Raw genomic sequence first — 23,971 nt, 5'->3', positions numbered from 1 at the left:
GCCGCGCGTGCCCGCGACCTGGTTTCTCGCCACGAGCACACGACTGTGAAGACCTAGCGGAGCGGACCTCGTTCGTCGACCAGGTGGGTCGGTGCTCCCAGAAACACGTCGGCATGGACCGGGCCGTAGGCGATGTTGAAGGTGTCCAGCCAGTAGGACCAGTCCTGCATGCCCGCCGCGCTGCTGAACCGGTAGTTCAGCTGCCAGCGGACCCACTGCCCGGGTGCGAGCCGCACCGCGGGCGGACGTCGCGGTCGTGGGGGCAGGCCGAACAGCGGGTTCACGCGCGGCAGTACCCGCAGCCTGCCGTCGGCCTCGTGCAGGCTCACCTCGACACGTGTCACCTCGGCGACGGTTTCTTCGGGGTGGAAGTCCTGTCGTTCGCTCATGGTGACCAGGTGCGCGAAGGGGATCGGCGCGTTGGGGACGACGAAGCCGATCGGCGCGGTGTTCCGCCGTGTCGCCGCCGCGCCACCGCGTGACCTCTTGGTCCAAGAGGTGTGCACCCACTGCACGGTGACATCCACCATGCCTCCCACCGCTGTTCCGTCGATGCCGGCGGCATTCGACCCGTCGTTGCCGATATTCGGTAAAAGCACCCTTTCGAGTGATGGGGTTGTCCCACGATCGTTTGTTGAAGCTTACTCGTCCAAGATCACGATCTTACGTTGGGCGTCGTGACGGACAGAGAATTGGCGCTGCCGATCCTGATGTTCCCGCATTTCCTCGCGCGTGCCCTGACCGCGGCACTGGACGCGTTGGGATGGCAGATCCGAGAGCACGCGACCGCGCTCAGCCGGCGAATCGTGCTCGTCGCCGATGACGACGGGGCGTTGCCCGTGTCGCCGGCGGTCGCCGCGCAGGTCGTCGTGGTCGGAGGGTTGAACAGTCTGGACTCCCTCGTCGGCCTGTGCGCGAGTGCCGCGGTGAACGCGGACCTGCCGTTCGGGGAGGTGGTCCGAGGTGTCGACGCGGCGCTGCGGGCCGGGCCGGCGCCGGTCGCCGACCGGGAGCGGCGGCAGCACGTGCTGCGTGCGCGGCGAGCCGAGTCGGCCAGGTTCGAGCGGTTGACCGACCGGGAGGCCGCCGTGCTCGCCGACCTGGTGCGGGGGTTGTCCGCCGCGGAGATCGCCAGGGGGCGGCCGGTGGCGCTGGCGACGGTCCGCACGCAGATCGCGGCGGTGCTGCACAAGTTGCGGGTTCGGTCGCAGGCCGCGGCGATCGCCATGGCCTACCGGTCCTGTTGCGACCGGCGGGTCCTGCCCGCGATCCGGTTTCATCAAAATTACTGATGACGTCCGCCTCCGTCGAGAACACTCTGATGGCTGTTACTCGACCTTACAAAGGAGGACGTTATGAGTGACAAATCCCTGACCGTCGCCATGACCGAGGCGACCGCCGGATGGTACTACGCGTTGTGCGACGGGCTCCATCTCGACGACCGGAAGTTCCAGCTCGCGCAGGGCAACGGCATTCCGTTCGGCACGACCTCCGACTACCTGTGGTCGGTCATGGACACCATTCCACCCTATTCCGCGACGAACGTGTGGGGCGGGTCCAGAGACATGTTCTCCAGCGGCTACGGCGACGTCCTGCAGAGCCTGCAGGACCCGCCGGACAGCGAGTTCCAGCAGGCGCTCGGCGACAACTACGACGCCTGGCAGCAGTACCTCGGCTCCTACACCTGGGGCCCGAACGACACCTACGAGTCCGTCTTCCGGCAGTGGGCCCAGCGGTACTACCCGCCCAACCAGGTCGACGAGCTCGTCGGCGAGCTGGACCAGGACACCCCGATCACCTCGGCGCGGGCCATGTGGGCCAAGGTCGGCACCTCGGGCACCAAGGCCTACGTCCCCTCGTACGACATGATCGCGGACAACATGAAGACCGCGCCAGGCGCCACGGTGAAGTTCACCAACGCGCAGTCGACGAAGACGTTCAGCGAGACCTGGGCCAAGGGGCAGGCCGAGATGTGGTACGACATCTTCGGCGGCGAGGGCAGCGCCTCGTACAAGCACACCAGCGAGCACGCCTTCAACGGCTCGATCGACATCGAGATGGACGTCGCGCACGCCCTCTCGGTCGACGTCATCCCGCTGTACGAGAAGAACGACGATCCAGAGCTGGCCAAGTTCACCCCGTGGTACGACGGCGCGGTGCTCAGCCAGGCCTACCGGAACCAGTCCAACCAGGACGAGATCTGGAACACCCGGGGCGAGACCGACTGGGACGACGCCTTCGGGCCCAAGGGGTTCATGCGCTACGTCACCACCGGCATCGTGATCGTCGACGGGGTGAACATGACGATGACGGTGAAGGCCGAGTTCGACGACCAGGACCAGACCAACATCGAGGGCCAGTACGCGACCGGCGTGTGGCCGTTCTTCTACAGCGAGGGCGACGCGGGGTCGAAGTACAAGCTCAACCACGTCGACTCCGCCGGGTTCTCGATGACCTTCACCAGCCTGGAGGGCAACTACCTGATCCTCGGCGCCAACGTCGAGGACGCGGCGACGGCGCTCGGGAGCTGACATGGACTGGACACCGAGGACCAGGTCCTCCGGCGCGACGCTCAGCGAACCGGTGGTCGGGGTCGTCTTCCCCGGCCAGCCCCGCGCGCGGGTCGCCGACACCACCGTCCCACCGTCCTGTTGGGTGGGCAGGCTGGTCACGTCCTGGCCGGACGGGAGCCGGACCTGGGGCACGGCGACGCTGCTCGACGACCGGCATCTGATCACCTGCGCGCACAACTTCTACAACACGCGGGTCGGCGTCGGTGCCGCGCAGGCGACCTTCTGGCCGGGGCTCAACCGGGACGCCCACGGCGGGCTGGTGCAGCCGTACAACGCCCTTCCGGTGCTGCGGTACCGGGTTCCGGACATCTACCAGCGGATCGGTGGACCCCCGCCGGGCCCCGGCGGCATCCCGAGCAACGAGATCACCAGGTACCTGTACGACTACGCGGTCGCCCGGCTGGGCACGGCGATCTCCGACCCGCCCGGCGATTCCCAGTTCGACACCAGCTGGCCGGGTACGAACGTGGTCGACGGACTCCAGTGCACGATCCTCGGCTACTCCGGCGACCTCGACACCACCGGCTGCACCCAGTACACGCGCTCCGGCGCGGTGCGGGTCGACGACGGGGAGAACTTCCTCCTGTACCAGATGTCGACCTACCACGGTGACAGCGGCGCACCGGTGTTCTACCAGCCCCCTGGCCGGCACTTCTGGCGGATCGTCGGCGTGCACGTCAGCGGGGTGCCGTCCACACCGGGCACCACCAACGGCCGGAACTTCGCGGTGGCGCTGACCGAGGACGTCATCGCGCACCTCCAGCAGATGCTGAACCAGGTCGACAGCTGAAACACGGTGAAGGACGTCTTCGCCCGAGGCGTCCTTCACCGCACGGCGTAGGCGGCCATGAACATGTCCAGCAGGGCGTCCACGGCCGCCTCGTCGACGAGGCGGGTCGACAGCAGGTGGCGGTAGTACAACGTGCCGCACAGCACCTCGGCCGCGAACTCGAGATCCACGTCCGGGACCAGTTCGCCGGCCCGCTGCGCGCGGGTGATCCGGTCCAGCGTGCTCTGCTCCACGGTGTGCAGGAAGCGCTCGTGCAGCGTGGCGCGGAGGGCCGGGTCGGACTGCGCCTCGGCGATCAGCCCGCGGTAGACCGGGCCGATCGGTGGGTCGGTGAGCGCGGGGGCGGAGCGCAGGAACTGCTCGCGCAGGTCGGCCCGGACGTCGCCGGTGTCGTGGTAGTCCAGGTCCGTGGTCCAGGCGCGGCTCAGGGCGTCGAGCAGGAGTGCCGACCTGGACGACCAGCGCCGGTAGATCGTGTGCTTGCCGACGCCGGCCCGGCGGGCGACGGCCTCGATGGTCATGCCCGCGTAGCCGACCTCCGCGGCGAGGTCGAGGGTCACCTGGAGCAGCTCGTCGGTGCGGGCGGCGCCTCTGCGTCGCGGGGTGGCGGGCTGGTCGGCCATGACCGTCACTATATCGGCACGGAGCGTGCCGTTGACATCCGGGGTTCTCGCGTGCATCATCGGTCTCGATCGGCACGCCGCGTGCCGATGTTGTGATCACCGAAGGGAACCGCTGTGGGAAGCAGTAGGAGCAGCACGCGCGAGGGCTTCAGCGCCGAGGAACGTGCCGCGATGAAGGACCACGCCAAGGAGCTGAAGGCCGCGGGCCGCCGCGGTACACGCGCGGAGAAGGCGGCGCTGGCGGAGCAGGACGTACTCGCGAAGATCGCCGAGATGCGGGAGTCGGACCGGGTCATGGCCGAGCGCGTGCACGCCGTCGTCATGGCCAGCGCTCCGGTCCTGGAACCGAAGCTGTGGTACGGGATGCCCGCCTATGCGCTGGACGGCAAGGTGGTGTGCTTCTTCCAGAGCGCGGAGAAGTTCAAGGCCCGCTACGCGACGCTCGGGTTCAGCGACCTCGCCACGCTGGACGACGGTCCGATGTGGCCGGCCGGCTTCGCGCTGGCCGATGTGACGGCGGAGGTGGAGGCGCGGATCGGAGCGCTGGTGGAGCGGGCGGTGCGACCGGTCAGGAATCGAGAAGCCCTCGCAGCCGCGGCGGACGTAGCGTGACCGCCATGAACATCGAATCCGTCACCCTCGACGTGGACGACCCCGCGGCCGCGAAACGCTTCTACGTCAAGGCTTTCGACCTGGAGTCCCAGATCCGGGTGCGGGCGTCGGAGGCACCGACGAGCGGCTTCCGCGGGTACACGCTGTCGCTCACGGTGTCCCAGCCGTCCACTGTCGACAGTCTCATCGGTTCCGCGCTCGACGAGGGCGCCACCACGCTGAAGCCCGTGTCCAAGTCGTTCTGGGGCTACGGCGGGGTCGTCCGGGCCCCGGACGGCGCGATCTGGAAGGTGGCGACCTCGGCGAAGAAGGACACCGGCCCGGCCACCCGGCGGATCGACCAGCTCGTGCTCCTGCTGGGCGTCGAGGACGTGGCCGCGAGCAAGCGGTTCTACGTCGACCAGGGCCTGGTCGTCGGCAAGAGCTTCGGCCGCATGTACGTCGAGTTCGCCGCCGAGGCGAGCGCGGTGAAGCTGGCGCTGTACCGGCGCCGCGCCCTCGCCAAGGACGCCGGCGTCGCTCCCGATGGCACCGGCTCGCACCGGCTCACCATCGACGGCTCCGGGTCCTTCACCGACCCGGACGGCTTCGCCTGGCAGCCCGCGACCGCACTCACGTCCTGAGGAAGGGAGAAGCATGACGAACGCGCCGCCACGGGAACCCGGTCCCAGAGCGCGGGACACCCGCGCGAAGCTGGAGCACGACGTCGATGTCTGGGTCGCGACGTCCGGTTCCACGGGCGGCGCCCATCTCGTTCCGCTCTCGTACTTCTGGGACGGCGCCACCTTTCTCATCTCGACCCCGCGAACCTCGGTCACCGCCCGCAACCTGCTGGCGGACGGCCGGGTGCGGCTCAGCCTTGGACCGACCCGGGACGTCGTCATGGTCGACGGCACCGCCGAGCCGGTCGACCCGGACACCGAGACCGGCGACGCGTTCGCGACCAGGACGGGTTTCGACCCGCGCGGGCTCGCCGAGCCCTATCAGTACTTCCTGATCCGGCCGCGGCGCATCCAGGCATGGCGTGAGGAGAACGAGCTACGCGGACGCGACCTCATGCGGGACGGCCGCTGGCTCGCCTGACGGGGTCGGGCAGGCGGGTCAGGGGTCGCCGAGCAGGGGGCCGAGGGGACCGAGGTCGATGTTCAGGTCCTCCGGGGTCAGGCCGAAGTGCTCGCGCAGCTCCTCCATGCGCTCCTCCAGGCGCATCAGGGTGAGGCCGAGCCGTTCCACCTGGTCGTCGGTGAGGTTGCCCTCGTCGACCCGGCGCAGTGCCTGGCGTTCGACCAGCTGCCGGAGTAGCTCGACGATCGTCAGGACCAGGCTCACCAGGCCGCGTTCCACGTTGTCCGGGTCGGCGGCGATCCGGTCGGCCAGGACGTTCCGCTGCTCATTCGTCATCGGCGGCGCTCCGTTCCAGGGTGCTGAGCGAGGTGATGAGCGCCCGGAGCGACACGTGCACCAGGTCGATGTCGGCCACCGCGATCCGGATCTCGCCGGCGAGCACAACGCCGCCGGCGAGTACCCGGTCGAGCAGGTCGACCAGGGCGATCCGCCGTTCCGGGGACACCTCCCGCTCGGTGCTCAGCTCGGTCGTCATCGCTGGTCGACCCCGGCGAACGAGTACGGCGACCACGGGCCGGTGCACTGGACCCGCACGCCGGGCAGCTCGTCGGACAGCCGTTCCGCGGCCGCCGCGATCTCGGCCGCTCCCGCGTCGTCGACGAGGTAGGCGCCGTTGAGCACCATCCAGCCCGGCTGCCCGGACAGCTTGCGGTCCTGCGGCGGGTGCCGGCGCGCGGCCACCGCCAGCGCGGCGAACGTGTCGTGCAGGCGGTCGCCATGGGCGACGGCGGCCTGCTGGGCCCGCTCGCTCGCGGACAACCGCGCCCGGCGGCTCTCCTGTGGATCTCAGTCGAATTTCATTCGGTGGGACGCAGACGACTACCACCGAGGTGTTACCCAAAACCGACAAGGCGCCGTGGCCGGCGCAATTACTCCATGTGGCGCAAAGCCTCCCGACGAAAAAAGCAAGCGTGCTTGCTTGTAACTCCGGCCCGTGTCATGGTGGTGCCGTGGTGGAGCTGAACGCGCTGGTCGCGGACCTTCGCGACGAGGGAGCCGAGATCGACGAGCTGGTCGCCGGCCTGGATCGGGACGGGTGGGCGACCGCGACCCCCGCCGCCGGCTGGACGGTGGCGCACCAGGTCGCGCACCTCGCGTGGACCGACCAGCGGGCGCTGCTCGCGATCACCAACCCCGCCGGTTTCCAGGCCGAGCTGACCGAGCTGGCGTCGACCACGCCGCTGGAGCGGATGGACGCCGTGGTCGACGAGGCCGCTGCCGACGGCGTACGGAAGCCGCCCGCCCAGCTGCTCGACGACTGGCGCCGGGGCCGCGCGGACCTCGCCCACGCCATCGAGCAGGTGCCGGACGGGACGAAGCTGCCCTGGTACGGCCCGCCGATGTCCGCCGCCTCCATGGCCACCGCCCGGCTGATGGAGACCTGGGCACACGGCACCGACATCGCCGACGCGCTCGGCGTCGCCCGCGCTCCGACCCGCCGGCTACGGCACGTCGCGCACATCGGGGTGCGCACCCGGGACTGGGCGTACGTGGTGCGCCAGGAGCCGCCGCCGGGGGAGCCGTTCCGGGTGGAGCTGACCGGACCCGACGGCGACGTGTGGACCTGGGGGCCGGCGGACGCGGCGCAGCGCGTCACCGGGCCGGCGCTGGACTTCTGCCTGCTCGCCACCCAGCGCGTCAACCGGGCCGACACGGCACTCACCGCCACCGGCGCGGACGCCGACCGGTGGCTGGACATCGCGCAGGCGTTCGCGGGTCCGCCGGGGACGGGCAGGGCGGCCACATGATCCGGATCGGGAACGCGTCGGGGTTCTACGGGGACCGGTTCGACGCCGTCACCGAGATGCTCACCGGGGGTGAGCTGGACGTGCTCACCGGGGACTACCTGGCCGAGCTGACCATGCTCATCCTCGGCCGGGACCGGATGAAGGACCCGGACCGCGGGTACGCGCGCACCTTCCTCCGTCAGCTCGAGGACGGGCTCGCGCTCGCCCTGGACCGCGGCGTCCGGATCGTCACCAACGCCGGTGGGCTCAACCCGGCGGGGCTCGCCGCCGCCATCCGGGAACTGGCCGCACGACAGGGGCTCGACGTGCGGGTGTCCCATGTGGAGGGTGACGACCTGCTCGGCCGCGGCATTGACGGTGCGCTCACCGCCAACGCCTACCTCGGCTGCTGGGGCATCGTCGAGTGCCTGAACGCCGGCGCGGACGTCGTGGTCACCGGCCGGGTCACCGACGCCTCGCTCGTCGTCGGGCCGGCCGCCGCGCACTTCGGGTGGCGCCGCGACGACCTGGACGCGCTCGCCGGGGCGACCGTCGCCGGACACGTCGTGGAGTGCGGAACCCAGGCCACCGGCGGGAACTACGCCTTCTTCACCGAGCTGGCCGACCCCGTCCACCCCGGGTTCCCGATCGCGGAGGTCGCCGCGGACGGCTCCGCGGTGATCACCAAGCACGCCGGTACCGGTGGCGCGGTCACCGTCGACACCGTGAAGGCGCAGCTGCTCTACGAGATCGCCGGCCCCCGCTACCTCGGGCCCGACGTCACCAGCCGGTTCGACACGGTCACGCTCATCCAGGACGGACCGGACCGGGTCGGGATCAGCGGCGTTCGCGGTGAGTCGCCGCCGGACACGGTCAAGGTCTGCGTGAACACCCTCGACGGGTTCCGCAACGCGATGACCTTCGTCCTCTGTGGACTCGACATCGACGAGAAGGCCGCGCTGGCCCGTCGTCAGCTCACCGACGCCGTCGGTGGAGACGGCCTGCACTGGACGCTCGCCCGCACCGACCACCCCGACGCGGACACCGAGGAGGCGGCGAGCGCGTTGCTGCACGCCACCATCCGGACCACGGACGCCAAGCGCGCCAAGGCGTTCTCCCGCGCCGCGGTCGAGCTGGCGCTGGCCTCCTACCCGGGGTTCACCCTCACCTCACCGCCCGGCGACCCCAGCCCGGTGGGCGTCTACCGGCCGGAGTACGTGCCGCAGCGCGACATCGAGCAGGTCGCGGTCCTCCCGGACGGCGAGCGGCGCCCGATCGCCCCGCCCACCGCGTTCGGCACCGGCACCGACGACCCGCCCGCCGAACCCGCGTACACCCCCGGCCCGACCCGCCGCGCCCCGCTGGGCACTGTCGTCGCGGCCCGATCCGGCGACAAGGGCGGCGACGCGAACCTGGGCGTGTGGGTGCGCGACCCGGCCGCCTACCCGTGGCTCCTGCACGAGCTGACCACCGACCGGCTGCGCGACCTGCTGCCCGAGGCCAGGGATCGCACGATAGACCGGCACCCGCTGCCGAACCTCGGCGCGATCAACTTCGTGCTGCACGGCCTGCTCGGCCAGGGCGTCGCCGCCTCCACCCGGTTCGACCCGCAGGCCAAGGCACTCGGCGAGTGGTTGCGCTCCCGGCACGTCGACATCCCGGAGGCGCTGCTGTGAACGAGACACCGGAGCGCCGGACCTTGCGGGAGACCACCCGCCGGTTCGTCGAGAAGGAGGTCCTTCCGCACCTCGACGACTGGGAGCTGGCCGGCGAACTACCGCGTGAGCTGCACCGCACGGCAGGTGACCTCGGCCTGCTCGGCGTCGCCTTCCCGGAGAGCGCGGGTGGCGGGGGCGGTGACCTGCTCGACGCGCTCACCGTCACCGAGGAGATCCACCACGCCGGCGGGTCCGGCGGGCTGGTCGCCGGCCTGTTCACCTCCGGCATCGCGCTCCCGCACATCGTCGAAGCCGCCGATCCAGCGCAGATCGACCGCTGGGTCCGGCCGACACTCGCCGGCAGCACGATCGGCTCGCTCGCCGTGACCGAACCGGACGGCGGCTCCGACGTCGCCAACATCCGCACCACCGCGCGCCGTGACAAGGACCACTACGTCGTCAACGGCGCCAAGACGTTCATCACCTCCGGCTGCCGCGCCGACTTCGTCACCACCGTCGTCCGCACCGGCGAGCCCGGCGCCGGCGGCCTGTCGCTGCTGGTCGTCGAGCGGGACACGCCCGGGTTCACCGTCAGCCGTGGTCTGCGCAAGATGGGCTGGCACTGCTCCGACACCGCCGAACTGTCCTACGTGGACGCTCGGGTGCCGGTGGCCAACCTCGTCGGCGCCGAGGGCGCCGGGTTCGCCCAGCTCGCCACCCACTTCGTGACCGAACGGCTCGCGCTGGCCACCCAGGCGCACGCCACCGCGCGGCGCGCGCTCGACCTCACCGTCGAGTGGTGCCGGCTGCGGGAGACGTTCGGCCGGCCGCTGATCTCCCGGCAGCTCGTCCGGCACACGCTCACCGAGATGGCCCGCCGCGTCGACGTCGCCCGCACCTACACCTGGGACGTCGCCGCCCGGCACGCCGCGGGCGAGCCGGTGGTCGCTGAGGCGTGCTTCGCGAAGAACACCGCGGTCGAGACCGGCGAGTGGGTGGTCAACGAGGCCGTCCAGCTGCACGGCGGGCTCGGCTACCTGAGCGAGTCTGAGGTGGAGCGGCACTACCGGGACGTCCGGATCCTCGGCATCGGTGGCGGCACCACCGAGATCCTCACCGGCCTGGCCGCGAAAGTGTTGGGGTATACGTGAGCGAGAGTGACGCAGCGTTCGCCGTCTGGACGAGGGAAGACGGCGAGTAGCGGAGGAGCGAAGCGAACCAATGGGCACAGCATGACAGTTCTCCAGTCCACCGTGGACACCCGGTCGGCCGAGTACGGGGCGAACCGGGAGGCGATGCTGGCCAAGCTCGCCGAGATCGACGCCGAACACGCCAAGGCCGTCGCCGGCGGCGGCGAGAAGTACGTCGACCGGCACCGGTCGCGGGGGAAGCTGCTGGTCCGGGAGCGGATCGAGCTGCTGCTCGACCCGGACTCGCCGTTCCTCGAACTCTCCCCGCTCGCCGCGTGGGGCAGCGACTACCGGGTCGGCGCGAGCGTGGTCACCGGCATCGGCGTCGTGGAGGGGGTCGAGTGCCTGATCTGCGGCAGCGATCCGACCGTCAAGGGCGGCGCCAGCAACCCGTGGACGGCCAAGAAGTCCTTCCGCGCCGCCGACATCGCGGCGCAGAACGGGCTGCCGACGATCAACCTGGTCGAGTCGGGCGGCGCGGACCTGCCGACGCAGAAGGAGATCTTCATCCCGGGCGGCCGGATCTTCCGCGACCTCACCCGCGCCTCGGCCGCCCGCACCCCGACGGTCGCGCTCGTGTTCGGCAACTCGACCGCGGGCGGCGCCTACCTGCCCGGAATGTCCGACTACGTGGTCATGGTCAAGGAACGCGCGAAGGTGTTCCTCGGCGGCCCGCCGCTGGTCAAGATGGCCACCGGCGAGGAGTCCGACGACGAGTCGCTCGGCGGCGCCGAGATGCACGCCCGCACCTCCGGCCTCGCCGACTACCTGGCCGCCGACGAGCAGGACGCCATCCGCATCGGCCGCCGGATCGTCGCACGGCTCAACTGGCGCAAGCAGGGGCCCGCCCCGGACGAGGACTACGCCGAGCCCCGGTACGACCCCGAGGACCTGCTCGGCATCGTGCCCACCGACCTGAAGACGCCGTTCGACCCGCGCGAGGTGATCGCCCGGATCGTCGACGGCTCCGACTTCGACGAGTTCAAGCCCCTGTACGGGACCAGCCTGGTCACCGGTTGGGCGCGGGTGCACGGTTACCCGGTCGGCGTCCTCGCCAACGCCCGCGGGGTGCTGTTCAGCGAGGAGTCGCAGAAGGCCGCCCAGTTCATCCAGCTCGCCAACCAGATCGACACCCCGCTGCTGTTCCTGCACAACACCACCGGCTACATGGTCGGCAAGGAGTACGAGCAGGGCGGCATCATCAAGCACGGCGCCATGATGATCAACGCGGTGTCCAACTCGCGCGTCCCGCACCTGTCGATCCTGATGGGCGCCTCCTACGGTGCCGGGCACTACGGCATGTGCGGCCGCGCCTACGACCCCCGGTTCCTGTTCGCCTGGCCCAGCGCCAAATCCGCGGTGATGGGCCCGCAGCAGCTCGCCGGCGTGCTGTCGATCGTCGCCAGGCAGGCCGCCGCCGGCCGCGGCCAGGACTACAGCGAGGAGCACGACGCGGCCATGCGCGCCATGGTGGAGAACCAGATCGAGGCGGAGTCCCTGCCGATTTTCCTGTCCGGCATGCTCTACGACGACGGCATCATCGACCCCCGGGACACCAGAACCGTGCTCGGCCTCTGCCTGTCGACCATCCACAACGGACCGATCAGTGGCGCCGGCGGCTTCGGCGTCTTCCGGATGTGACCGCCATGATCACGCGCCTCCTGGTCGCCAACCGGGGTGAGATCGCCCGCCGGGTGTTCCGCACCTGCCGCACGCTGGGCATCGCCACCGTCGCCGTGTACTCCGACGCGGACGCCGACGCCCCGCACGTGCGTGAGGCCGACGCCGCCGTGCGCCTGCCGGGCACCGCGCCGGCCGACACCTACCTGCGTGCCGACCTGCTCGTCGCCGCCGCCAGGACGGCCGGTGCCGACGCCGTGCACCCCGGATACGGGTTCCTGTCCGAGAACGCCGGTTTCGCCCGGGCGGTCACCGACGCCGGGCTCACCTGGGTCGGCCCGCCGGCCGCCGCGATCGAGCGGATGGGCTCGAAGGTCGAGGCCAAGCGGATCATGGCCGAGGCCGGCGTGCCGGTGCTGTCCGAGCTGGACTCGGACGCGGTCACCGAGGCCGACCTGCCGGTGCTGGTCAAGGCCTCCGCTGGCGGCGGCGGACGCGGCATGCGGGTCGTGCGTTCCCTCGACGAGCTGGCCGAACAGGTGGACGGCGCGCGGGCTGAGGCCGAGTCGGCGTTCGGTGACGGCACCGTGTTCGTCGAGCCGTACCTGGCGACCGGCCGGCACATCGAGGTGCAGGTCATGTGCGACGCGCACGGCGCGGTGTGGGCGGTCGGCGAGCGGGAGTGCTCGATCCAGCGCCGGCACCAGAAGATCGTCGAGGAGTCGCCGTCGCCACTGGTCGAGCGGCGCCCGGAGATGCGCGAGGAGCTGTTCGACGCCGCCCGGGACGCCGCCAAGGCCATCGGCTACGTCGGCGCCGGCACCGTCGAGTTCCTCGCCGACGACTCCGGCCGGTTCTACTTCCTGGAGATGAACACCCGCCTGCAGGTCGAGCACCCGGTCACCGAGTGCGTCACCGGCCTGGACCTCGTCGGCCTGCAACTCGGCATCGCCGAGGGCCGCCCGCTGCCCGCCGGGCCGCCGCCCTCGCTCGGCCACGCCATCGAGGTGCGGCTCTACGCCGAGAACCCGGCGCAGGACTGGCGCCCGCACAGCGGCACCCTGCACCGCTTCGAGGTCCCCGGCGTCGGCGCGGAGTTCACGATCCCGCTCGGCACCGGCATCCGCCTCGACTCCGGTGTGGAGTCCGGCGACGTGGTCAGCCCGCACTACGACCCCATGCTCGCCAAGGTCATCTCCGTGGCGCCGACCCGCGACGTCGCCGCCCGCGCGCTCGCGTCCGCGCTCACCCGGGCCCGGATCCACGGCGTCACCACCAACCGGGACCTGCTCGTGCGGATCCTCACCCACCCCGCGTTCCTGGCCGGCGACACCGACACCGCGTTCTTCGACACCCACGACCTCGGCACGCTCGCCACCCCGCTGGCCGACGACGACGCCGTGCGGCTCTCCGCGCTCGCGGCCGCGCTGGCCGACGCCGCCGCCAACCGGGCCGCCGCCCGCGTCCAGGGCCGGCTCCCCAGCGGGTGGCGCAACGTCGTCGCCGCGCCGCAGCGCAAACGCTTCACCCACGGCACCGCCGAGCACGAGGTGACCTACCGCCTCACCCGCGACGGCCTGACCGGCCAGGACGGCGTGGACCTGGTGACCGCGACCCCGGACACCGTGGTCCTCGACGTCGCCGGGCTGCGCCGCCGGTTCGACGTCGCCGCCTACCCCGGCCTGTCCTGTGTGGACTCCCCGCTGGGGTCGGTGGCGCTGGTCCCGGTCGGCCGGTTCACCGACCCGGCCGCCCAGGTCGCCGCCGGGTCGCTGCTCGCGCCGATGCCCGGCACCGTCGTCCGGGTCGCCGCCGCCGTCGGCGACGAGGTCCGGACCGGGCAGCCGCTGCTGTGGCTGGAGGCCATGAAGATGCAGCACCAGGTCAACGCCCCCGCCGACGGCGTGCTCACCGAGCTGGGCGTGGCGGCGGGGGACCAGGTCGAGGTCGGTCGCGTACTGGCCGTGGTGAGCAAGGAGGTCCCGTGAACACCTTCACCGAGTCCGAGGAGCGGCAGGCGCTGCGGGCGGCGGTCGCCGACCTTGGCCGGCGCTACGGCGGCGAGTGGTTCCAGCGCAAGGCCCGCGGCGGCGAGAAGACCACGGAGCTGTGGACCGAGGCCGGCAAACTCGGCTACCTCGGGGTGAACGTGCCGGAGGAGTACGGCGGCGGGGGCGGCACGATCGGCGACCTGGCCGCGGTGTGCGAGGAGCTGTCCGCCGCCGGCTGCGGCCTGCTGCTGATGGTCGTCTCCCCGGCGATCTGCGCCACGATCATCACCCGGTTCGGCACCGACGAGCAGAAGCAGGCGTGGCTGCCGCGGTTCGCCGACGGGTCGCTGCGGATGGCGTTCGCGATCACCGAGCCGGACGCCGGCTCCAACGCGCACAAGCTCACCACCACCGCCCGCCGCGACGGGGACGACTGGGTGCTCAACGGCCGGAAGGTGTTCATCTCCGGGGTCGACGAGGCCGCCGCGGTGCTGGTCGTCGGGCGCACCGAGGACGCGAGGACCGGGCGGCTCAAGCCCGCGCTGTTCATCGTGCCCACCGACGCCCCCGGCTTCGAGTACCAGCCGATCGAGATGGACATCGTGTCGCCGGACAAGCAGTTCATGCTGTTCCTCGACGACGTGCGGCTGCCCGCCGACGCGCTCGTCGGCTCCCAGGACGCCGCGCTGATGCAGCTGTTCGCCGGGCTCAACCCGGAGCGGATCATGGCCGCCTCGTTCGCCGTCGGGATGGGCCGGTACGCGCTGGACCGCGCGGTCGCCTACGCGGGGGACCGGTCGGTGTGGAGCACCCCCATCGGCGCGCACCAGGGCATCGCGCACCCGCTCGCGGTGGCGAAGATCGAGCTGGAGCTGGCGAAGCTGATGACGCAGAAGGCCGCCGCGCTCTACGACTCCGGCGACGACGCCGGCGCGGGGGAGTCGGCGAACATGGCGAAGTACGCCGCCGCCGAGGCGTCGATCAAGGCGGTGGACGCCGCCGTGCAGGCACACGGTGGCAACGGGCTGACCGCCGAGTACGGCATGGGCGCGCTGGTCGCGGCGTCGCGGGTGAACCGGATCGCGCCGGTGAGCCGGGAGATGATCCTCAACTTCGTCGCCCAGAACACCCTGGGCCTGCCCAAGTCGTACTGATGGACGTCGTCCGCGAGCCCCGGCAGGACCGCAGCCGCGCCACCCGCCAACGGCTGTTGGAGGCCGCGATCGAGTGCCTGGCCGAGGTCGGCTGGTCGGGCAGCACGGTCGCGGTGGTGGCCGAGCGCGCCGGGGTGTCGCGCGGCGCCGCGCAGCACCACTTCCCGACCCGCGAGGACCTGGTGACCTCGGCGGTCGAGTACGTGTCCCAGGAGCGGCTGGCGCGGCTGCGGGAGCTCGCGGTCGACCTGCCGAGCGGGCCGGGGCGCACCCAGGCCGTGATCGAGCTGGTCGAGCACATGTACACCGGGCCGGTGTTCGGCGCGGCCATCCACCTGTGGGTGGCCGCCTCCGCCGACGAGCGGCTGCGTGAGCGGGTGCTGGTGCTGGAGGCGCGGGCCGGCCGGGAGACCCACCGGGTGGCGCTGGAGCTGCTCGGGGTCGACGAGTCGGTGCCGGGGGTGCGGGAGACCGTGCAGGCGACCCTGGACCTGGCGCGCGGGCTGGGGCTGGCGAACCTGCTCAGCGACGACAGCCGGCGGCGCGCGAAGGTGCTGCGACAGTGGGCGCGAATGCTCGACGCGAGCTTGACATCCGGGTCATAATCGACGATGCGACAATTTCAGAAATACTCTGAATTGTCGCGCTGACGTGATGATACCGGATGAGGGGCTCTTTTGTCAAAAGCACTGGACAAGGCACGGCACGAGACGGAACTGGCGGCTGAACGAGAGCACATCGCCTTTCTGTACGGTCGGCTGGATGCCGAGCGGGCCGCGGCCGCTGGGGAGTTGTCGGGTGTCCTGGCTCACGGTTCCACCGAGACCACCGAGGACCTGTGGCAGCGCGAGGTCGCGGCCAACGCGGCGTCCGGGCGGATCAGCCGGCTGAAGGTGGCCGACAGCGGCCTGTGCTTCGGCCGGCTGGACGGCGGTGACGAGGGTCCGCTCTACGTCGGTCGAATCGGGCTGTTCGACGAGGAGGACGATTACCGGCCGCTGCTCACGGATTGGCGGGCGCCGGTGGCTCGCCCATTTTACACCGCGACCGCGGCGAATCCGGAAGGGGTCACTCGAAGGCGTCATTTCCGCACCCGGGAACGCCGGGTCCTCGATTTCCACGACGACGTCCTCGACCACGGCGTCGCGGACGGCGACGAGGTGCTCCTGGCCGCGCTGAACGCCCCCCGCGCGGACACCATGGGCGACATCGTGGCCACCATCCAGGCCGAGCAGGACGAGATCATCCGGCTCGGGCAGACCGGCGTCGTGGTCATCGACGGCGGCCCCGGCACCGGCAAGACCGTCGTCGCGCTGCACCGGGTGGCGTACCTGCTCTACGCGCACCGCGAGCGGATGTCCCGGCGCGGCGTGCTGATCATCGGCCCGAACACCGGCTTCCTGCGCTACATCGGCGACGTGCTGCCCTCCCTCGGCGAGACCGACGCCGTGTTCGCCACGCCCGGCGAACTGCACGTCGGCCTGGAGACCTCGGTCGCCGACGGCTCGGCCGCCCGCCGGGTCAAGGGCGGCCTGGCGATGGTCGACGTGCTCAAGGCCGCGGTGGCCGACCGCCAGGAGCTGCCGGAGACCCCGATCGAGATCGAACTGGACGACGTGACGGTCGAGATCGACGCCGAGGTCGCCGCCAGGGCCCGCGCCAGGGCCCGCGCGAGCGGCGTGCGGCACAACCAGGCCCGCCCGACCTTCCGCGACGCGCTCATCCTCGACCTGGCCGAGCAGGCGATCGACCGCATCGGCGGCGACTGGCTGGACGCCCGCGAGGTACCCGAGCTGGCCGGCGACCTGCGCGCCGACGTGCGGTCGGAGCTGGCCCGCAGCCGCGCCCTGTCGGTCGCGGTGAACCGGCTCTGGCCGCGGCTGACCCCCTACGGCCTGCTGGTCGAGCTGTACGGCTCGCCCGAGCGCCTGGCCGCGGCCTGCGACGGCATCCTCCCGCCCGAGGACCGCGACGCCCTGCACCGGGAGGCCGGCTCGGACTGGACGGTGTCCGACGTGCCGCTGCTCGACGAGTCCCTCGAGCTGATCGGCCCGCTGACCAGGGAGGACACCGTCGCCGAGCGCCAGCGGCGGGCCGAGCGCCGGTACGCCCGCGGTGTGCTGGAGATCCTCGACACCGAGGAGGACCCGGACGAGGAGACACTGCGCGCGGTCGACCTGATCGACGTGGAGCGGCTGGCCGAGCGGCAGGAGGAGCGCGACCACCGCACGCTCGCCGAGCGCGCCGCCGCCGACCGCGAATGGACCTACGGCCACGTCGTGGTCGACGAGGCACAGGAACTGTCCGAGATGGACTGGCGGGTGGTGATGCGCCGCTGCCCCAGCCGCTCGATGACGATCGTCGGCGACCTCGCCCAGCGGGAGTCGCCGGCCGGCGCGCGCACCTGGGCGCGGATGCTGGAGTCCTACGTGCCCGGCCGCTGGACCTATCGGCAGCTGACCATCAACTACCGCATGCCGTCGGAGATCATGGACGTCGCCGGGCAGGTGCTGTCCACGATGGATCCGTCGCTGCAGGCCCCGAAGTCCGTGCGCAGCAGTGGGGTCCAGCCGTGGGCCCACCACTGCGACCCGGCCGCGCTGGCCGCCACGGTCGCCGAGCTGGCCACCGCCGAGGCCCTCGACGAGGGCACCCTCGCGGTCATCGCCCCGGAGGGCCTGCCGCTGGACGTCGGCCACCCGGTGGTGACTCCTCGGGAGGCCAAGGGCCTGGAGTACGACGTGGTGATCATCGTCGAACCCCAGCGCATCCTGGCGGCGGAGCCGTCCGGCCCGGCGGACCTGTACGTCGCGCTCACCCGCGCGACCCAGCGGCTCGGCGTCGTGCACACCGAGCCGCTGCCGACCGAGCTGAGCGGCCTGCGCCGACCGGACGTCCCGACGACGTAGGGCCGGTCAGGGGTCACGCTCGCGGTTCCGCCAACCGGTGCTTCCCTGACGCGGCAGCGCATCCGGAGGTTGCTCCGCCCCCGGCGGAGCGGAACTTTCCGGTGACCCGAGGGGTTTCGCGTCATTACAGTGGTGATCGTGACGCGACGGGTTGCCGTTCAGCTGGTGGGTACGTTCGCACTGATCGCGCTTGGCCTGTGGGTGGCGGCGTTGGTGGTCACCGACTTCGTCGTGGCCGGCCGGTGGTTGCCCTCCCTGCTCGTGACCGCCGTGGTGCTCACCGCGATGGTGGGGCTGGTCACCGCTGGCGTGTCGGCGGTGGTGCGAGCGGCCCGACGCGCGGACGGGACGGACCGCGGCGAGGGACACGCGGGGCGGCTGCCCACCGCCGGGTGGGTGCTGGTGGTGCTGGCGTGGCTCGCCGCGCCGCTGCTGCTGTGGTTGTCCGTGCGGATCTCGGCCGCGCTCGGCCTTCCCGTGTCGCTGACGGGTTTCTGGCCGACGGTGCTGACCGGCCTGGTGATCCTGGTCGTGCGACGTGCCGTCGCCGAGCTGGTGCGCGTCGTGCTGCGCCACCGCCGCCCGGGCGTGCTGGTGATCACCGGCCTGCCGGTGGTCCTCTGCGTCGGCGTGCTGTGGCTGGCCGATGTCGTGTTCGACGGCGTCCGCCTCGGTTCCGGACCGGAGTGGCAGCGGTGGCTGACCCTCGTGGTGCTGGCCGCGGTGATGGCGGTGATGGCGTCGGCGGTCGACGTGCGCGGTCCCGGCATGTCGATCGTGCTGGTCGGTGCCGTCTGGCTGCTGCTGTGGCTGCTGACCTCGCTCAGCACCCTGCTCGACGTGACGTTGAGCGTGAGCGGGTTCTGGGCGTTCGCGGTGACCGCGATCGCGCTCAGCGTCGCGACCTGGCCGGGCCGGCTGGCGCACGCGAACGCGAACCAGCCGACCGGCCCCGACCCGTTCTTCGACGACCCGCTGCCCGGCGCGAGGTTCTAGTCTGGTTCAGGTCCCGTTCGAACCGTGGAAGGGATCTGGATGCGAATCAGCACGAACCTGCCCACCGCACGGTCCGGCGTGCCCGACATCGCGATGGCGCCACGTCTCGAGGATCTCGGGTACGACGCGCTCGGCGTGGCCGATCTCGTGGTCGGGGACGGGTCGCCCGGTTTCGACGCGATGCTCGTGCTCGCCGGGGCAGCGACCGTGACCTCGCGGATCAGCCTCGAGTTCGGCGTGCTCAGTCTTCCGTCGCGTCCCACCGCGTGGGTCGCCACGCAACTGCAGACACTCCAGCACATGTCCGGTGACCGCGTCGTCCTCGGCGTCGGGGTCGGCGGATTCCCCGGCACGCCGTTCTGGCGCGCGGTCGGCGGCCCGCCGCGGGAACGAGGGCGCCGGACCGACGAGGCACTGCGCGCGTTGCCGGGCCTGGTCCGTGGCGAGCCGACCGACCTGGGCGGCGAGGAGGTCACCCTCGCCCCGGCCGCCCCGGTCCCGCCGATCCTCGTCGGCGGGAACTCCGAGGCGGCGATGCGCCGCGCCGTCCGCTACGGAGACGGCTGGGTGCCCTCCCTGATCACCCCGACGGCTCTGGCCGGGAAGGTGGTGCGGCTGCGGGAGATCGCCGACGAGCTGGACCGGCCGGTCCCGTCGATCTACGTGGGTGGCCACGCGATCCTCGTCGACGACCCGGGTGCGGTCGAGTCCTTCACCCGCGATCTCGTGACCGAGCACGGCATGTCGCCCGAGGAAGCGGCGGCCGTCCCGGTCACCGGTGGACCGGCCGAGGCGGCGGAACGCCTGCACGCCTACGCGGAGGTCGGCGTCGACACCGTGTGGCTCGTCTTCGACGGCAGGGACTGGATGCGACAGGCGGAGGCCCTGGTCGAGGCCAGAGCAGCGCTCCGGTGACCTGACCGGCTACCTGCGGCGCAGGGAGATCGGCAGGCCGTCCTTCGGCAGCGGCAGCGCGGTCGGGTCCCAGCGGACCTCGTACCCGTCCGGCACCGTCCACTCGAAGCGGCGGAGCAGCTCGTGCGCCAGGGTCTTCACCTCGTAGGTGCCGAAGTGCATGCCGATGCACTTGTGCACCCCGCCGCCGAACGGCATGTACGCGAACCGGTGGGACTTGTCCTCGCGGCGGTCCTCGTCGAAGCGGTCGGGGTCGAACTCGAACGGGTTCGACCAGTGCTCCGGCAGCATGTGGTTGAGCCACGCCAACGTCACCACGATCACGCCCGCCGGCACGTGGTGGCCGAGCAGGTCGGTGTCCCGCACCGTCTTGCGGACCATCCACGGCACCGGCGCGACCAGGCGCATCGACTCCTTGAGGACCAGGTCCAGGGTCGGCAGCGCGGCCAGCGACTCGACGGTCAGCGGCTCGTCGCCCAGCGCCAGGGACTCCGCGCGGGCCCTGTCCTGCCACTCCGGGTGCTTGCCGAGGTAGTACACCAGCGCGGAGGTCGCGATCGTCGACGTGTCGTGCGCGGCCATCATCAGGAAGATCATGTGGTTGACGACGTCCTCGTCGCTGAACGTCTCGCCGTCGTCGGTCCTGGCGTGGCACAGGGCGGCGAACAGGTCGTCGGAGTCCGAGGCGCGCTTGGCCGGCAGCGCGCCGCGGAAGTAGTCCTCCAGCATCCGCCGGCCGCGCAGGCCGGCGCCCCACCGGCCGACCGGCAGCCGGACCAGCGCGGTGCCGGCACGCACCGTGTCGACGAACGCCCTGGTCAGCCGGTCGCTGTCGGCACCCATCGAGGACGCCATGAAGATCGTCGTGGCCACGTCCAGGGTCAGCTGCTTGAGCGCGCGGTAGACCGGGAACCGGTCGCCCGGGCGCCAGGTGTCCACGCCGCTCCGCACGACCTCGCCGACCCGCCCCATATACCCGGACAGCCGGTCCGCGGTGAAGGCGAGCTGCATCAGCCTGCGGTGGTAGAGGTGCTCGTCGAAGTCGAGCAGCATCAGGCCCCGGTTGAAGAACGGGCCGATGAAGTACTCCCACCCCTGCTGCGAGTACGCCTTGTCCCGGTTCGCCAGCACCACCTGGGTCGCCTCCGGGCCGGACGCCGACACCACGCGCACGCCGAACGCGCGGGCCCAGGACACCGGGCCGATCGTGCGGTACCTGCGCATGGCGTAGTCGAGGCCGAGGCGCAGCATCTCCAGGCTGTGCCCGAGCACCGGGAGGCCGGCGTCGCCCGGCACCGGCCGGAGCCCGCTGCCCGCCGGCGGCGTGGCGAGGTCGCGCAGCGGCCATTCCTTGCGGAACAGCCACTCGTCCAGCGGGTTCCGGTCGAGGGCGTAGGGAGCACGAACCGCGGTGGACATGACGAGCACCTACTTCCTGTGTCGAATGGTCGCTTCGCTCCCGCTCCGCGCCGACAACACTGTCTCCGCGAGCGAGGTCAGCTCGGCGGCGATCCGGGGGCGGGCGAGGACGCGCGGCGTGCGCGCGAGGTCGTTGACGATGGTCAGGGCCGCGTGCACGGTCACTCGGGCGTCCGGTTCGGACAGTCCGGGTGCGACAGTGCGGACCAGGCGCACCCACTGCGCCACGTAGTCCCGTTGTACGCGCACCAGTTCCTTGCGGTCGCGGTCCGGCAGGTTGCCCAACTCGCCGGCGAACGTGGCCATCAGGTTGTCCGACCGCAGTACGGTGTCCACATAGGACGCGGCCAGCCGGGCGAGCGCGTCGGCCGGGTCGGCGGCGTCCCCGATGGCTGCCTCGGCCGTCCGCGCCAGCCGGTCGCCCATCCGGTAGCCGGCCGCCACCAGGATGGCCGCCTTGCCGGGGAAGTACCGGTAGATGCTCGGCCCCGCGATCCCGGCCGCCGCGCCGATGTCCTCCATCGACACCGCGTGGTACCCGTGGTCGCGGAACAGCCGGGTGGCCGCGGCGAGCAGTTCCTCCCGCCGCGAGGACGGCGCCGTCACCCGCTGCCAGGACGCGAGCGGGGCCGGCGCCGGCGGCTCGGCGCCGGCCGGGACCGGCCAGTCGAGCACGGCTCGGCCCAGGGTCGCGAGCAGCGCCTCGAACCGGCGGCGCGGCGGGCTCACGTGGTGCACCGACACCGAACCGAACACGCTCAGCGCCGCCCAGCACAGCAGCTCGGCGTCGGCGGGGGACAGGTCCGGGCGCGCGTCACGCAGCGTGACACCCCACCGGGCCATCAGGTCGCCGCCGCGGTGCCGGATCTTGGTCTGGTCGGCCCGGTCGAGGTGACGGCCCTCCCACCGCCAGAGCGCGGTCACCTCGCGCCGGTCGACGGCCAGCGCGGCGACCGCCCGCAGCAGGGCGTCGAGCTGCTCGTTCGGGGTCCCCGGTTCGGCCAGCGCCTCCTCGGTGACCAGGCCGAAGACGTCCATGCCGGACAGCAGCACATGCGCCAGGATGTCCTGCTTGCCGCGGAAGTGCCGGTACACCGCGGGCCCGGTGACCCCGGCCGCGGCGGCGATGTCGTTGACGCTCACCTGGTGGTAGCCGCGCTTGCTGAACAGCTCCGCCGCCGCGTCGGCGAGCTGCGCCTTCCGGTTGCGTGGTCGACGGACGGTCACCACATCCTCCCGAAGTGAAGCGTCGTTTGCGACGGTAGACGAGCGTCGAAGCCGTTGGCAATCGGCCGATCCGGGCCGACATGTGAGCGACGATTAGCCTGGGGGACGACCCGGTGTTGCCCGCGCCACTATTTGCCGTGCGAGTCGTTGACAACCACGGAGACGGTGCCAACATGTTAATGAGGATTAGCACCAGGAGAGGACGCTGAGCGTGCCTACCGACGCCCCAACCGAAGCCTTCGTCTACGACGCCATCCGCACCCCGCGCGGCCGGGGCAAGAACACCGGCTCCCTGCACGGGACCAAGCCCATCTCGCTCGTCGTCGGCCTGCTCGACGAGCTGCGCAAGCGCAACCCCACGCTGGACCTGGACCGGGTGTCCGACCTGCTGCTCGGCGTGGTCACCCCGATCGGCGACCAGGGCAGCGACATCGCCAAGACCGCGGCCATCGCCGCCGGGCTGCCCGACACGGTCGGGGGCGTGCAGCTCAACCGCTTCTGCGCCTCGGGCCTGGAAGCCGTCAACATCGCTGCGCAGAAGGTGCGCTCCGGGTGGGACGAGGTCGTCATCGGCGGCGGCGTCGAGTCGATGTCCCGGGTCAAGATGGGCACCGACGGCGGCGCCTGGGCCATGGACCCGGCCACCGCCTACGACACCTACTTCGTGCCGCAGGGCATCGGCGCCGACCTGATCGCCACCATCGAGGGCTTCTCCCGCGAGGACGTCGACGCCTACGCGGTGTCCTCCCAGCAGCGCGCGGCCAAGGCCTGGGCCGGCGGCTACTTCGACAAGTCCGTGATCCCCGTGGTCGACCAGAACGGGCTCACCGTCCTCGACCGCGACGAGCACATGCGGCCAGAGTCGACCGTGGAGACCCTGGGCAAGCTGCCGGCGTCGTTCGCGGCCATCGGCGACATGGGTGGCTTCGACGCGGTGGCGCTGCAGAAGTACCATCACGTGGAGAAGATCGACCACGTGCACTCGCCGGGCAACTCCTCCGGCATCGTCGACGGCGCCGGCCTGGTGCTGGTCGCGAGCGAGGCCGCCGGCACCGCGATGGGCCTGACCCCGCGCGCCAGGATCGTCGCCACCGCCACCTCCGGCGCCGACTCGACGATCATGCTCACCGGCCCGATCCCGGCCACCGAGAAGCTGCTCGCCAGGACCGGGCTGACCGTCGAGGACATCGACCTGTTCGAGCTGAACGAGGCGTTCGCCTCGGTGGTGCTGAACTACCAGAAGAAGCTGAACATCCCCAGCGAGAAGTTGAACGTCAACGGCGGCGCGATCGCGATGGGCCACCCGCTCGGCGCCACCGGCGCGATGATCCTCGGCACCATGGTCGACGAGCTGGAGCGCCGGGACGCGCGCCGGGCGCTGGTCACCCTCTGCATCGGCGGCGGCATGGGCGTCGCGACCCTCATCGAGCGCGTGTAAGGAA

General features: G+C 71.6%; 23 protein-coding genes and 1 pseudogene. 17 read left to right on the top strand and 7 right to left on the bottom strand.

Annotation, left to right across the window (positions count from 1 at the left end):
* Positions 1-53: 53 nt before the first annotated feature.
* Positions 54-530, bottom strand: coding sequence for a hypothetical protein (locus JT362_RS12265; protein WP_260191256.1), 477 nt, complete (start codon positions 528-530; stop codon positions 54-56).
* 147 nt (positions 531-677) lie between these two features.
* Between JT362_RS12265 and JT362_RS12260 the strand changes: the two genes are divergently transcribed.
* The 3 genes from JT362_RS12260 (at position 678) to JT362_RS12250 (ending at position 3,363) form a co-directional block, all read left to right on the top strand.
* Complete coding sequence (locus tag JT362_RS12260; RefSeq protein WP_260191255.1) at positions 678-1,292, top strand: helix-turn-helix transcriptional regulator; 615 nt, start codon at positions 678-680, stop codon at positions 1,290-1,292.
* Between the two features lie 63 nt (positions 1,293-1,355).
* The gene (locus JT362_RS12255; protein WP_260191254.1) at positions 1,356-2,531 is read left to right on the top strand and encodes a hypothetical protein; all 1,176 of its coding nucleotides are present in this window, start codon (positions 1,356-1,358) and stop codon (positions 2,529-2,531) included.
* Position 2,532: 1 nt separating this feature from the next.
* Positions 2,533-3,363 carry a trypsin-like serine peptidase gene (locus JT362_RS12250; RefSeq protein WP_260191253.1) on the top strand — a complete coding sequence of 277 codons (831 nt, stop codon included), beginning with the start codon at positions 2,533-2,535 and terminating at the stop codon, positions 3,361-3,363.
* A 35-nt stretch (positions 3,364-3,398) separates the two neighbouring features.
* Here JT362_RS12250 and JT362_RS12245 read toward each other — a convergent pair whose 3' ends face one another.
* Positions 3,399-3,986 carry a TetR/AcrR family transcriptional regulator gene (locus JT362_RS12245; RefSeq protein ID WP_260191252.1) on the bottom strand — a complete coding sequence of 196 codons (588 nt, stop codon included), beginning with the start codon at positions 3,984-3,986 and terminating at the stop codon, positions 3,399-3,401.
* A 171-nt stretch (positions 3,987-4,157) separates the two neighbouring features.
* Between JT362_RS12245 and JT362_RS12240 the strand changes: the two genes are divergently transcribed.
* Genes JT362_RS12240 through JT362_RS12230 form a run of 3 tightly spaced genes read left to right on the top strand, consistent with a single transcriptional unit; the run spans position 4,158 to position 5,681 of the window.
* Positions 4,158-4,598: an iron chaperone gene (locus JT362_RS12240; protein ID WP_375546485.1), complete on the top strand. Its 441-nt coding sequence runs from the start codon at positions 4,158-4,160 to the stop codon at positions 4,596-4,598.
* Between the two features lie 5 nt (positions 4,599-4,603).
* Entirely contained in the window at positions 4,604-5,221 is a 618-nt protein-coding gene (locus tag JT362_RS12235) for a VOC family protein (RefSeq protein ID WP_260191250.1), read from the top strand.
* 13 nt (positions 5,222-5,234) lie between these two features.
* Positions 5,235-5,681: a pyridoxamine 5'-phosphate oxidase family protein gene (locus JT362_RS12230; RefSeq protein WP_260191249.1), complete on the top strand. Its 447-nt coding sequence runs from the start codon at positions 5,235-5,237 to the stop codon at positions 5,679-5,681.
* An 18-nt stretch (positions 5,682-5,699) separates the two neighbouring features.
* Here JT362_RS12230 and JT362_RS12225 read toward each other — a convergent pair whose 3' ends face one another.
* The 3 genes and pseudogenes from JT362_RS12225 to JT362_RS12215 all read right to left on the bottom strand — a co-directional run.
* The gene (locus tag JT362_RS12225) at positions 5,700-5,999 is read right to left on the bottom strand and encodes a gas vesicle protein K (protein ID WP_260191248.1); all 300 of its coding nucleotides are present in this window, start codon (positions 5,997-5,999) and stop codon (positions 5,700-5,702) included.
* Positions 5,989-6,198 carry a gas vesicle protein gene (locus JT362_RS12220; RefSeq protein ID WP_260191247.1) on the bottom strand — a complete coding sequence of 70 codons (210 nt, stop codon included), beginning with the start codon at positions 6,196-6,198 and terminating at the stop codon, positions 5,989-5,991. Before JT362_RS12220 ends, JT362_RS12225 begins: the two co-directional genes overlap by 11 nt.
* Positions 6,195-6,488: pseudogene (locus tag JT362_RS12215) on the bottom strand (GvpL/GvpF family gas vesicle protein); the annotation flags it as partial. The gene JT362_RS12220 and the pseudogene JT362_RS12215, both read right to left, overlap by 4 nt.
* Before the next feature lie 185 nt (positions 6,489-6,673).
* On the opposite strand from JT362_RS12215, the gene JT362_RS12210 reads away from it, so the two are divergent.
* The 10 genes from JT362_RS12210 to JT362_RS12165 all read left to right on the top strand — a co-directional run bounded on the left by JT362_RS12210 (position 6,674) and on the right by JT362_RS12165 (position 19,883).
* The gene (locus tag JT362_RS12210; protein WP_260191246.1) at positions 6,674-7,471 is read left to right on the top strand and encodes a TIGR03084 family metal-binding protein; all 798 of its coding nucleotides are present in this window, start codon (positions 6,674-6,676) and stop codon (positions 7,469-7,471) included.
* On the top strand, positions 7,468-9,126 hold the full coding sequence (locus JT362_RS12205) for an acyclic terpene utilization AtuA family protein (protein WP_260191245.1): 1,659 nt from the start codon (positions 7,468-7,470) through the stop codon (positions 9,124-9,126). Before JT362_RS12210 ends, JT362_RS12205 begins: the two co-directional genes overlap by 4 nt.
* On the top strand, positions 9,123-10,259 hold the full coding sequence (locus JT362_RS12200) for an acyl-CoA dehydrogenase family protein (protein WP_260191244.1): 1,137 nt from the start codon (positions 9,123-9,125) through the stop codon (positions 10,257-10,259). Before JT362_RS12205 ends, JT362_RS12200 begins: the two co-directional genes overlap by 4 nt.
* A gap of 81 nt (positions 10,260-10,340) precedes the next feature.
* Positions 10,341-11,939, top strand: coding sequence for an acyl-CoA carboxylase subunit beta (locus JT362_RS12195; RefSeq protein WP_260191243.1), 1,599 nt, complete (start codon positions 10,341-10,343; stop codon positions 11,937-11,939).
* 5 nt (positions 11,940-11,944) lie between these two features.
* The gene (locus JT362_RS12190) at positions 11,945-13,906 is read left to right on the top strand and encodes an acetyl/propionyl/methylcrotonyl-CoA carboxylase subunit alpha (protein WP_260191242.1); all 1,962 of its coding nucleotides are present in this window, start codon (positions 11,945-11,947) and stop codon (positions 13,904-13,906) included.
* Entirely contained in the window at positions 13,903-15,063 is a 1,161-nt protein-coding gene (locus JT362_RS12185) for an acyl-CoA dehydrogenase family protein (RefSeq protein WP_260191241.1), read from the top strand. The genes JT362_RS12190 and JT362_RS12185 overlap by 4 nt, the downstream gene beginning before the upstream one ends.
* Complete coding sequence (locus tag JT362_RS12180; RefSeq protein ID WP_260191240.1) at positions 15,063-15,668, top strand: TetR/AcrR family transcriptional regulator; 606 nt, start codon at positions 15,063-15,065, stop codon at positions 15,666-15,668. Before JT362_RS12185 ends, JT362_RS12180 begins: the two co-directional genes overlap by 1 nt.
* A gap of 72 nt (positions 15,669-15,740) precedes the next feature.
* The gene (locus tag JT362_RS12175; RefSeq protein ID WP_260191239.1) at positions 15,741-17,972 is read left to right on the top strand and encodes a helicase domain-containing protein; all 2,232 of its coding nucleotides are present in this window, start codon (positions 15,741-15,743) and stop codon (positions 17,970-17,972) included.
* A 138-nt stretch (positions 17,973-18,110) separates the two neighbouring features.
* Positions 18,111-18,968 carry a hypothetical protein gene (locus JT362_RS12170; protein WP_260191238.1) on the top strand — a complete coding sequence of 286 codons (858 nt, stop codon included), beginning with the start codon at positions 18,111-18,113 and terminating at the stop codon, positions 18,966-18,968.
* A gap of 39 nt (positions 18,969-19,007) precedes the next feature.
* Positions 19,008-19,883: an LLM class flavin-dependent oxidoreductase gene (locus JT362_RS12165; protein ID WP_260191237.1), complete on the top strand. Its 876-nt coding sequence runs from the start codon at positions 19,008-19,010 to the stop codon at positions 19,881-19,883.
* A 9-nt stretch (positions 19,884-19,892) separates the two neighbouring features.
* On the opposite strand, the gene JT362_RS12160 is transcribed toward JT362_RS12165, so the two are convergent.
* Both JT362_RS12160 and JT362_RS12155 read right to left on the bottom strand, forming a co-directional pair.
* Entirely contained in the window at positions 19,893-21,302 is a 1,410-nt protein-coding gene (locus JT362_RS12160; protein ID WP_260191236.1) for a cytochrome P450, read from the bottom strand.
* A gap of 9 nt (positions 21,303-21,311) precedes the next feature.
* Positions 21,312-22,529, bottom strand: a complete 1,218-nt coding sequence (locus JT362_RS12155; protein WP_260191235.1) for a TetR/AcrR family transcriptional regulator — start codon at positions 22,527-22,529, stop codon at positions 21,312-21,314.
* A gap of 211 nt (positions 22,530-22,740) precedes the next feature.
* Between JT362_RS12155 and JT362_RS12150 the strand changes: the two genes are divergently transcribed.
* Positions 22,741-23,967, top strand: a complete 1,227-nt coding sequence (locus JT362_RS12150; protein ID WP_260191234.1) for an acetyl-CoA C-acetyltransferase — start codon at positions 22,741-22,743, stop codon at positions 23,965-23,967.
* Positions 23,968-23,971: the final 4 nt, after the last annotated feature.

The sequence above is a fragment of the Actinophytocola gossypii genome (assembly GCF_025165815.1).
Taxonomy (GTDB): domain Bacteria; phylum Actinomycetota; class Actinomycetes; order Mycobacteriales; family Pseudonocardiaceae; genus Actinophytocola; species Actinophytocola gossypii.
The sequence above is the reverse complement of the archived record's forward strand: the minus strand, read 5'-3'. Positions and strand labels throughout refer to the sequence as shown.